11 protein-coding genes and 1 pseudogene are annotated in these 9488 nt (G+C 73.3%); 9 read left to right on the top strand and 3 right to left on the bottom strand.

What is annotated here, in order from left to right:
* The 6 genes from HUW36_RS18135 to HUW36_RS18110 all read left to right on the top strand — a co-directional run.
* On the top strand, positions 1-2369 hold a 2369-nt coding region (locus HUW36_RS18135; protein WP_174529261.1), incomplete at its 5' end, for an Rne/Rng family ribonuclease.
* Positions 2370-2488: 119 nt separating this feature from the next.
* Positions 2489-2962 (top strand): hypothetical protein, encoded by a 474-nt coding sequence (locus HUW36_RS18130; protein WP_174529260.1) that lies wholly within the window; start codon positions 2489-2491, stop codon positions 2960-2962.
* A 188-nt stretch (positions 2963-3150) separates the two neighbouring features.
* Positions 3151-3468: a 50S ribosomal protein L21 gene (rplU, locus tag HUW36_RS18125; RefSeq protein ID WP_099164006.1), complete on the top strand. Its 318-nt coding sequence runs from the start codon at positions 3151-3153 to the stop codon at positions 3466-3468.
* An 11-nt stretch (positions 3469-3479) separates the two neighbouring features.
* Positions 3480-3734, top strand: coding sequence for a 50S ribosomal protein L27 (rpmA, locus tag HUW36_RS18120; RefSeq protein WP_013288010.1), 255 nt, complete (start codon positions 3480-3482; stop codon positions 3732-3734).
* An 89-nt stretch (positions 3735-3823) separates the two neighbouring features.
* Positions 3824-5278, top strand: a complete 1455-nt coding sequence (gene obgE / locus HUW36_RS18115; RefSeq protein ID WP_174529259.1) for a GTPase ObgE — start codon at positions 3824-3826, stop codon at positions 5276-5278.
* A 59-nt stretch (positions 5279-5337) separates the two neighbouring features.
* Positions 5338-5787 (top strand): GNAT family N-acetyltransferase, encoded by a 450-nt coding sequence (locus HUW36_RS18110; RefSeq protein ID WP_099164008.1) that lies wholly within the window; start codon positions 5338-5340, stop codon positions 5785-5787.
* Between the two features lie 9 nt (positions 5788-5796).
* Here the strand turns inward: HUW36_RS18110 and HUW36_RS18105 are convergent, their stop codons facing one another.
* Both HUW36_RS18105 and HUW36_RS18100 read right to left on the bottom strand, forming a co-directional pair.
* A complete protein-coding gene (locus HUW36_RS18105) occupies positions 5797-6456 on the bottom strand; it encodes a DUF6766 family protein (RefSeq protein ID WP_174529258.1) in 660 nt (219 codons plus the stop codon).
* Between the two features lie 96 nt (positions 6457-6552).
* Entirely contained in the window at positions 6553-7029 is a 477-nt protein-coding gene (locus tag HUW36_RS18100; protein WP_174529257.1) for a DUF4383 domain-containing protein, read from the bottom strand.
* A 197-nt stretch (positions 7030-7226) separates the two neighbouring features.
* Here HUW36_RS18100 and HUW36_RS18095 point away from each other — a divergent pair, with 197 nt between their 5' ends.
* Genes HUW36_RS18095 through HUW36_RS18085 form a run of 3 tightly spaced genes read left to right on the top strand, consistent with a single transcriptional unit; the run spans position 7227 to position 9131 of the window.
* Entirely contained in the window at positions 7227-8012 is a 786-nt protein-coding gene (locus HUW36_RS18095; RefSeq protein WP_174529256.1) for a hypothetical protein, read from the top strand.
* Positions 8013-8043: 31 nt separating this feature from the next.
* The gene (locus tag HUW36_RS18090; protein ID WP_174529255.1) at positions 8044-8496 is read left to right on the top strand and encodes a phage holin family protein; all 453 of its coding nucleotides are present in this window, start codon (positions 8044-8046) and stop codon (positions 8494-8496) included.
* Complete coding sequence (locus HUW36_RS18085; RefSeq protein ID WP_174529254.1) at positions 8493-9131, top strand: DUF3618 domain-containing protein; 639 nt, start codon at positions 8493-8495, stop codon at positions 9129-9131. The genes HUW36_RS18090 and HUW36_RS18085 overlap by 4 nt, the downstream gene beginning before the upstream one ends.
* Before the next feature lie 12 nt (positions 9132-9143).
* Here the strand turns inward: HUW36_RS18085 and HUW36_RS34100 are convergent.
* Positions 9144-9488 (bottom strand): annotated as a pseudogene (locus HUW36_RS34100) (hypothetical protein); the annotation flags it as partial.

The raw sequence follows: 9488 nt of genomic DNA, 5'->3' as shown, positions 1-9488 counted from the left end.
AGGAGCCGGCCGAGGAGCGGCCGACCACCGGCCGCCGTCGCCGGGCCGCGCTCAGCGCGCCGACCGTCCTGTTCATGCCCCCACAGCCCGACGAGGTGCCCGCCGTCCGGGTCACGTACCCGGTGGCCGAGGAGCCGGTGGAGGAGCCGGCCGAGACCGGCCGGCGCCGGCGGCGCGGCCGTCGGGAGGCCGAGCCGGTGGAGGCCGAGGCCGAGGTCGAGGCCGCCGAGGAGGAGGCCGCCGAGGCCGAGGAACTCGACGAGGACGACGAGACCGCCGCGGCGCGTCGCCGTCGCCGTCGGGGCCGGCGCGGCCGGGGCCGGGGCAAGGGTGGCGCCGAGGAGTCCGAGGACGAGGACGTCGAGGAGCCCGCCGCGGCGGAGACGACCGACGCCGAGGCCGAGGAGACCGCCGAGGACGAGGAGGCGGAGGGCGAGGGGATGACCCGTCGCCGCCGTCGCCGTCGCCGTCGGGGCGCCGGGGAGGCGGAGACCGCCACCGAGGACGGCGTGCCCACCGTCGTCAAGATCCGTGAGCCGCGCAAGGCGGTCGACGAGGTGCAGGGCGTCTCCGGCTCGACCCGCCTGGAGGCCAAGCGGCAGCGCCGGCGCGACGGCCGGGAGCAGCGGCGTACCCGGCCGCCGATCCTGAGCGAGTCGGAGTTCCTCGCCCGCCGCGAGGCGGTCGACCGGACCATGGTCGTGCGTCAGCGCGGCGACCGCACCCAGATCGCGGTGCTCGAGGACGGCGTGCTGGTCGAGCACTACGTCACCCGCAACTCGTCCGGCACCATGGCCGGCAACGTCTACCTGGGCAAGGTGCAGAACGTCCTGCCCAGCATGGAGGCGGCCTTCGTCGACATCGGGCGCGGCCGTAACGCCGTCCTGTACGCCGGCGAGGTCAACTGGGACGCCACCGGGCTGGAGGGCCGGGCCCGGTCGATCGAGCAGGCGCTGCGCTCCGGCGACCCGGTGCTGGTGCAGGTCACCAAGGACCCGATCGGGCACAAGGGCGCTCGGCTGACCAGCCATGTCGCGCTCTCCGGCCGGCACCTGGTCTACGTGCCCAACGGCAACGCCTCCGGGATCAGCCGCAAGCTGCCGGACACCGAGCGCAAGCGACTGCGGGACGTGCTGAAGAAGCTGGTGCCGGACGGCGCCGGGGTGATCGTGCGGACCGCGGCCGAGGGCGCCAGCGAGGACGAGCTGGCCCGCGACGTCAAGCGCCTCCAGGCGCAGTGGGAGGACATCCAGGCCAAGGCGGCCTCCGGCGGTGCCCCGGTGCTGCTCTACGAGGAGCCGGACCTGGTCATCCGGGTGGTCCGGGACCTCTTCAACGAGGACTTCCGCGAACTGGTGATCGAGGGCGAGTCCGCCTACGACGTGGTCGAGTCGTACCTGTCGCACGTGTCGCCGGACCTGGTCGCGCGGCTGCGCCGGCACGCCGGGGTGACCGACGTGTTCGCCGAGTACCGGATCGACGAGCAGATCCTCAAGGGCCTGGACCGGAAGGTGTTCCTTCCCTCCGGCGGCTCGCTGGTGATCGACCGGACCGAGGCGATGACTGTCGTCGACGTCAACACCGGCAAGTACACCGGCTCCGGCGGCAACCTGGAGGAGACGGTCACCCGCAACAACCTGGAGGCGGCCGAGGAGATCGTGCGCCAGCTGCGGCTGCGCGACCTCGGCGGCATCGTGGTGATCGACTTCATCGACATGGTCCTGGAGTCGAACCGGGAGCTGGTGCTGCGCCGGCTCACCGAGTGTCTCGGTCGGGACCGCACCAAGCACCAGGTCACCGAGATCACCTCCCTCGGTCTGGTCCAGATGACCCGGAAGCGGATCGGCGCGGGCCTGCTGGAGGCGTTCAGCGAGACCTGCGAGTGCTGCAAGGGCCGGGGCGTGATCGTCCACACCGAGCCGGTGCCGGAGAAGCCGCGCGCCGGTGGCGCGGCGGACAAGGTCAAGGCGGTCGCCTCGGCCGTCGGCACCGCGCCGGCCGAGGAGAAGGGCCGCCGCCGGGGCCGCAAGGCCGCCGCGGAGAAGCCCGCCGGGGAGGCCGCGCCGGAGCCGCCGGCCGCCGAGCCGCCGGCCATCCCGGCCGGGGCGGAGCGGACCGTGGCCGAGGTGGTCGAGTCCCCCGACGACGACTACTACGACACCCAGGGCTACGACCTGTCCCGGTTCGAGACGGACACGCCGGCCGCCCCGGCGGTGGCGGACAGCCAGGAGGGCGACTCGGCCCGACTGGCCGCGGCCGACGACCCGGACGCGATCGGCGACGGGGAGAACGACGACGAGGGCGCCGAGGGCGGCACCTCGCGGCGGCGGTCCCGTCGGGGCGGCGCCCGGCGGCGTACCCGGCCGTGAGCCGCTGACCTGCGTGGCGTTTGACAGGGCCCCTGCTCCGGCAACAGAGTGCCGAGCAGGGGCCCTGCCGTTTCCCCGTCGACCCCCGGTCGGGCCGGCGCGCCCCGGAGGGAGGACCCATGCGTCGGGTGTTCGCGGTCACCGCGCTGACCGGACTGCTGCTGGCGGGTGCGGGCTGCGCCGACCGGAGGGACGACCCCTTCGCGGTCGGCTTCGCCTCGCCGGCCCCGGCCGCCACCTCGCCCGCTCCGGCCCCGACCGCCAGCGGCGACGCCGGCGTCTGTGCCCGGGCGAAGCAGGCCGGCTCCGCGGCGGTGCAGACGTACGTGTTCAAGCTGGCGGAGATGCTGCGGGCGGGCGGCGCCGGCGACCGGAATCGGGCGGACGCGGCCGAACGGGACGCGGAGGCCGCGCTGGTGGGTTGGCGGGACGTGCTGCGGGAGCAGTCGGGACGGGCCGCCGACCCGCGGCTGCGGACCCTGCTGGCGGACCTGGCCACCGAGGTGGGCGGGCTCGGCACGGACGTGCGGGCGATCGACGAGACGGAGTTCGACAGGCTCCAGGAGCGCCTCGACCAGCTCTGCCCGGCCTGATCGGCGGGCCCGGTTTGGGCGGCGGGCCGGGTATGGCGTACGCTTGCCTGCGGCGCACTTTGGTGTGCCGAGTTCCCGCGTGCCCGCGCCGCCGGTGTCACGGCTCCCGGCGAGACGCCGTGGGAACGACCGGCCGGTGACGGTCGGTGAAGACGCCAGCAGCCTCAACGACAGGGAGTCCGCCTCCGATGTACGCGATCGTCAAGACCGGCGGCAAGCAGTACAAGGTCGCCGAGGGCGACGTGATCGAGGTCGAGAAGCTCGCCGGTGCCCCCGGCGACGCGGTGAAGCTCACCGCGGTGCTCCTCGTCGACGGTGACGACCTGGTGACCGACGCGGCGAAGCTCGCCAAGGTCGCGGTGTCCGGCGAGATCGCCGCGCACACCAAGGGCCCGAAGATCCGGATCCACAAGTTCAAGAACAAGACCGGCTACCACAAGCGTCAGGGTCACCGGCAGCCGCTGACCCAGATCAAGGTGACCGGCATCTCCAACAGCGGGAAGTAGGTCGTCCTCCAATGGCTCACAAAAAGGGTGCGTCCAGCTCGCGTAACGGCCGTGACTCCGCGGCCCAGCGGCTCGGCGTGAAGCGCTTCGGCGGTCAGGTCGTCAGCGCGGGTGAGATCCTCATCCGTCAGCGTGGCACCAAGTTCCACCCCGGTGACCTGGTCGGCCGTGGCGGCGACGACACGCTGTTCGCGCTGGCCGCCGGCTCCGTGCAGTTCGGCACCAAGCGCGGTCGCAAGACCGTCAGCATCGTGCCGCAGCAGTAGTTCGAAAGCGAAGCGGGCCGCGGACCTCGGGTCCCGGCCCGCTTCGCTTTTCCACGTGCGGGGCGGACCCCGCTGGAAGGATTGGCGTCGTGACGACGTTCGTTGACCGGGTCGTCCTGCACATGCAGGCCGGCGACGGCGGGCACGGCTGTGTCTCGATCCACCGGGAGAAGTTCAAGCCCTTCGGCGGCCCGGACGGCGGCAACGGCGGCCACGGCGGCAGCGTGTCGCTGGTGGTCGACGCGCAGGTCACCACGCTGCTCGACTTCCACTTCCGGCCGCACCTGAAGGCCGAGAACGGCAAGGGCGGGGCCGGCTCGAACCGGGACGGCGCCAACGGCCGCGACCTGGTCATCAAGGTGCCGAACGGCACCGTGGTGCAGAGCCTCGACGGCGAGGTGCTGGCCGACCTGGTCGGGGTGGGCACCACCTTCGAGGCGGCCCGGGGCGGGCGGGGCGGGCGGGGCAACGCCTCGCTGGCCAACGCCCGCCGCAAGGCGCCCGGCTTCGCCGAGCTGGGTGAGCCCGGCGACAAGCTCGACGTGGTGCTGGAGCTGAAGAGCGTCGCCGACGTCGGCCTGGTCGGGTTCCCCTCGGCCGGCAAGTCCTCGCTGATCTCGGTGATCTCCGCGGCCAAGCCCAAGATCGCCGACTACCCGTTCACCACGCTGGTGCCGAACCTGGGCGTGGTGCGGGTGGACAACCACACGTTCACCGTCGCCGACGTGCCCGGCCTGATCCCGGGCGCGGCCACCGGCAAGGGCCTGGGCCTGGAGTTCCTCCGCCACGTCGAGCGCTGCGCGGTGCTGGTGCACGTGGTCGACACGGCGACGCTGGAGCCCGGCCGCGACCCGCTCGCCGACATCGACGCCATCGAGTCCGAGCTGTCCCAGTACGGCGGGCTCGCCGACCGGCCCCGGCTGGTCGCGCTGAACAAGGTCGACGTGCCGGACGGCAAGGACCTCGCCGACATCGTCCGCCCCGATCTGGAGGCCCGCGGCTTCCGGGTCTTCGACGTCTCCACCGCGACCCGTGAGGGGCTGCGCGAGCTGACGTACGCGATGGCCGAGCTGGTGGAGGAGGGCCGCCGCGCGGCCCCGCCGGCCGAGCCGACCCGGATCGTGATCCGCCCGAAGGCGGTCGACGACGCCGGCTTCACGATCGAGGCCGAGGCGGACGGCTCGTACACGGTCCGGGGCAGCCGCCCGGAGCGCTGGGTCAAGCAGACCAACTTCGACAACGACGAGGCCGTGGGCTACCTGGCCGACCGGCTGGCCCGCCTCGGCGTGGAGGAGAAGCTGGCCAAGGCCGGCGCGCAGGCCGGTGACCTGGTGCGCATCGGCGAGCGGGAGTTCGACTGGCAGCCGACGCTGTACGCCGGCGCCGACTTCGTTCCCGGCAACCGGGGCACCGACGTGCGGCTGGAGGAGAAGTCCAACCGCCCCTCGGCCTCCGACCGCCTGGCCGCCCGCAAGGCCCGCCGGGTACGGCCGGAGGACGAGATCGAGGCGGCGCCCGCACCTGCGGAACCGGACTCCGAGTAGCCGCCTCGGGGTCGGTGGCCGGAAACCTCCGCGAAATCCGCCCGCCCTACCGTGACGGGATGCTGATCGAATCCCGGCCCGCCACCGATCCGGAGATCGCCGCGCTCGTCGTCGCCCAGCAGCGTGAGCTGCGCGACGCCGACGGCGGGTTGGACGGGCAGGTCACCGTCGTGCACGGCGACATCCGCTACCTCGCCGCGGTGGTCGGTGGCCGGGCGGTCGGGTGCGGCGGCCTCCAGGCGCTCGACGCCGACACCGGCGAGCTGAAGCGGATGTACGTGCGGCCGGCGTACCGGGGGCGGGGCATCGCCCGGCAGTTGCTGGGCGCGCTGGAGGAGTTGGCGTTCCGGCAGGGGCACCGCACCGTGTGCCTGGAGACGGGCACCTACCTGCCGGCCGCGATCGCGCTCTACCGTTCCAGCGGCTACCGGCCCGTGCCGGTCTACGGCGAGTACGTCGACAACCCGTACAGCGTCTGCTTCGCCAAGCAGCTCCCGGTCGCCGCCTGACCGGCGCGGTCAGGCGCTGGTCTCGGCGTGCGCCGCGGTGACCGGCTTGGACTCGGGGCTCGCGTGCTGCCGGAGCACGATGCTGAGCACGATCAGCACGCCCACCGCCAGGAACTCGCTCTGCCAGTTCTGCATGGACTGGAACCAGAAGTCGCTGGTGCCGAGGAACTGCCAGGCGGTGATCGGGGCGGCGCCGCTCTCCAGCGCCTGTTCCTGGTTGTAGGCGGCCACGCCGCCGACGAGGTGGCCCAGGAACGACCCGGCGAAGATCATCAGCAGCGCGACGGAGAGGCTGTTGCGGTAGACCACCAGCGGCAGTCCGCCGACCCGGACCGGCCACGGCGAGTCGGGGCCGGCGTGGTCGCGGCGGTCCTCCGGCCGGTCCGTCTGCCCCTCGGGCTTCGACTCGGCCGAGCCCCGCTGCACCAGGTACGCGGTGAGCAGCACGTAGCCGCCCATCTGGAGGAACTCCGACTCCCAGTTCTCGAACACCGCCTCGGCGAAGTGCCCGGTGCCCAGGTACGCCCACCAGCTCAGCGGCGCGACGCCGTACCGGCTCAGCTCCTCGTTGTGCACCTGCCAGCCGAAGACGCTCTGCAGCAGCAGGAAGACCAGGAACGCGCCGAACATGGCGGCCGAGAGCGCGTTGTTCCGTAACCACCGTGGCATCGCCGGACCTCCTCGTCCCGCCGGGCCCACCGCCCGTGTTGGCCTCCTGCCCCGCCGCCCACCCCGACAAACGCCGTCCCGGCGTGTCACGCCTGGTCAGGGCCGGTCGATCGGAGTGTCCAGCCGGCTGCCGGTGCCTCTGTCGTTGTTCAGCAGCAGGCCCGAGGCGAGCATGCCGAAGCCGAGGAACAGATGCAGCCAGTTGTCGGCGTCGTTGACCGGGAGGAGGTTCACCGACGTGTCCCGGTCGATGGCGAAGCCGTACAACCACAGCACCAGGTAGAGCGCGCCGCCGCCGGCCAGGAACACCCGCGCCCCGGGCAGCCGCCGGGCCAGCACCAGGCCGACCAGACCGAACAGCAGGTGCAGCAGGTTGTGCAGCACCGACACCTGGAACAGCCCGAGCAACTTCGCCTCGGAGTGGTGCCCGGCGAACGTCAGGTCGCCGTAGTGGGTGGTGACGCCGGGAACGAATCCGAGCACGCCGATCAGCGTGAAGACGGCTGCGGCGGCGAGCGCCACCTTCTGCACCGCCGGCCGGGCCGACGGACGTCCGCGCACGTCACGTGCCATCCCTGTCACCCCCGTGGAGCCCACGCCGCCCGGGCGGGCAGGCACCCCATTCTGTGACCGGGGCGGGCCGGTTCGGCAGAGAAATGACGAATCAGGCATGGACCCGACGACCGGGGGTAGGGCAATTGTCACGCGGAAACCAATTCGCGTGACCCCCCGAACACAACCGCTGAGAACGCACGAGCGGAAGGGACACCATGACTCACGATCTTTCCCCCACGTCCGCCACGTACGAGTCCACGAACGGCGGCGGCGTGCGCGACCAGGCCCGCCAGGTCGGCTCCGACGCCGCGAGCGCCGGTGGCGCGGTCGCGCAGACCGCCAAGGAGCAGGGTCGGGAGGTGGTGGGCGAGGCCAGGCGGCAGGCCCGCGACCTCTACGGCGAGGCCCGCAACCAGGTCACCACGCAGGCCGGTCAGCAGCAGCAGCGGGCCGCCAGCGGCCTGCGATCGCTGGCCGACGAGATGCGCTCGATGGCGCAGCAGGGTGGCGGCTCCGGCCCGGTCACCGAGCTGGCCCACCAGGCGGCCGAGCGGGTGCACGGCGTGGCCGGCTGGCTGGAGCAGCGTGAGCCGGGCGACCTGCTCAACGAGGTGAAGGGCTACGCCCGCCGCAACCCGGGCACGTTCCTGGTCGGCGCCGCACTGCTCGGCGTGGTCGCCGGCCGGCTCACCCGCAACATCGCCGCGGTCGGCAACGACGACGGTGGCGTGCGGCAGGCGTACGACCCGGAGCGCACCGCGGTCCTCCCCACCACGCCGACCGTGCCGGCCCAGACCCCGCCGGGCGGCTACCTCGACCCGACCCCCGGCACCTACGCCGAGCCGGACCCGGGCTACTCGGCGCCGGGCGCGGCCTACCCGGGTGGCGGCGCGCCGAACACCTGGGCCGACCCGGAGGGCGGCACCGGGCAGCCGCTGCCCCCGCCGAGCCGGACCGACCCGCTGCCGGGCGTCCCGTCCAGCGGCGTCACCCGGCCGTGAGCGGCCGGACCGGCAGAAGGGAGGCAACGGCATGACCGTGCCGACGCAGGACCCCGGCTACCAGGCGACGGGCGCGCCGCACCACGCCGACGAGGTGCGGAGCAGCTCGATCGGTGAGCTGATGCGGGAGGTCACCACCGACCTCTCCACGCTCATGCGTCAGGAGGTCGAGCTGGCCAAGGCCGAGATCCGCCAGGAGGGAAAGAAGGCGGGCAAGGCCGCCGGTCTCTTCGGCGGCGCCGGCTTCGGCGGCTACATGGTGGCGCTCTTCGTCTCCATCGCGATCTGGCAGTTCCTCGACAACGTCATGGACTCAGGGCTGGCCGCGCTGATCGTGGCCGTGATCTGGGCCGTGGTCGCCGCCGTCCTCTACTCGAAGGCCAAGCAGAACGCCGAGCGCATCCGCGGCCTGAAGCAGACCAACGACAGCGTGCAGCGCATCCCCGACGCACTCAAGCCGCACCCGGAGGGAGTCACCCGATGAGCACCGATCCCGACCAGATCCGCCGGGAGATCGAAGCCACCCGCAACAGCCTCAGCTCGGACGTGGACGCCCTGGCGTACAAGGTCAGCCCGAGCCGCATCGTCGACGACCGCAAGCAGCGCGTCCGCAGCGCGCTGACGAACGTGAAGGACAAGGTGATGGGAACCGCTTCCGATCTCGGCCACAGCACCGGCCACGCCGCGCACTCGGTGGGCGACCACGCCTCCTCGGCGGCGTCCACGGTGGGTGACAAGGCCCATTCCGCCGCCTCCGCGGTGAGCGACGCCGCGCACCGCGCGCCCCACGTGGTGCGGCAGAAGTCCGAGGGCAACCCGATCGCCGCCGGCGTGATCGCCTTCGGCGTGGGCATGCTGGTCTCCTCGCTGATCCCGGCCACGCGCCGGGAGCAGCAGCTCGCCGCGCAGGTCAAGGAGAAGGCCGCCGAGCACGGCGGCGTGGTCAAGGAGAAGCTCGGCGAGGTCGCCGGGGAACTCAAGGAGGAGCTGCGCGAGCCGGCGCAGCACGCCGCCGAGTCGGTGCGGTCGACCGCGCAGGACGCCGCCCAGGCGGTCAAGGACGACGGCCGCAGCGCCGCGCAGGACGTGCGGGAGAGCGCCCACCAGGCGCGTTCCTGACGGCGTCTCCCGTCAGGCGGGGGTCCCTCCGGTCGCTCCGGCGACAGGACGGGCCCCCGCCTCGTGTTCCGGCCGCACGGCCGCGCTGCCCACCCAGAGCACCAGCTCGTCCGGCCCTCGCCGGGCCGAGCGCCGGCGCAACGCCCGGGTGGAGTGGGCCGCCACCCGCAGCCGGCGGCCCGCGTAGGGCATCCCGCCGCGTAGTCGCCGGCCGACCGCGAGCCACCCGCACACACCCCGTTCCAGCAGCCAGAGCGGTGCGGCGATCTCGGCGTTCGACAGGCCCTGGCCGACGCGCACCGCCACGTCGCGTTCCCGCTCGGTGAGAGCGGCCACCTGGTCCCGTGCGCGGGCCCG

Source organism: Micromonospora maritima (genome assembly GCF_902825405.1).
Lineage (GTDB): Bacteria > Actinomycetota > Actinomycetes > Mycobacteriales > Micromonosporaceae > Micromonospora > Micromonospora maritima.
The sequence above is the reverse complement of the archived record's forward strand: the minus strand, read 5'-3'. Positions and strand labels throughout refer to the sequence as shown.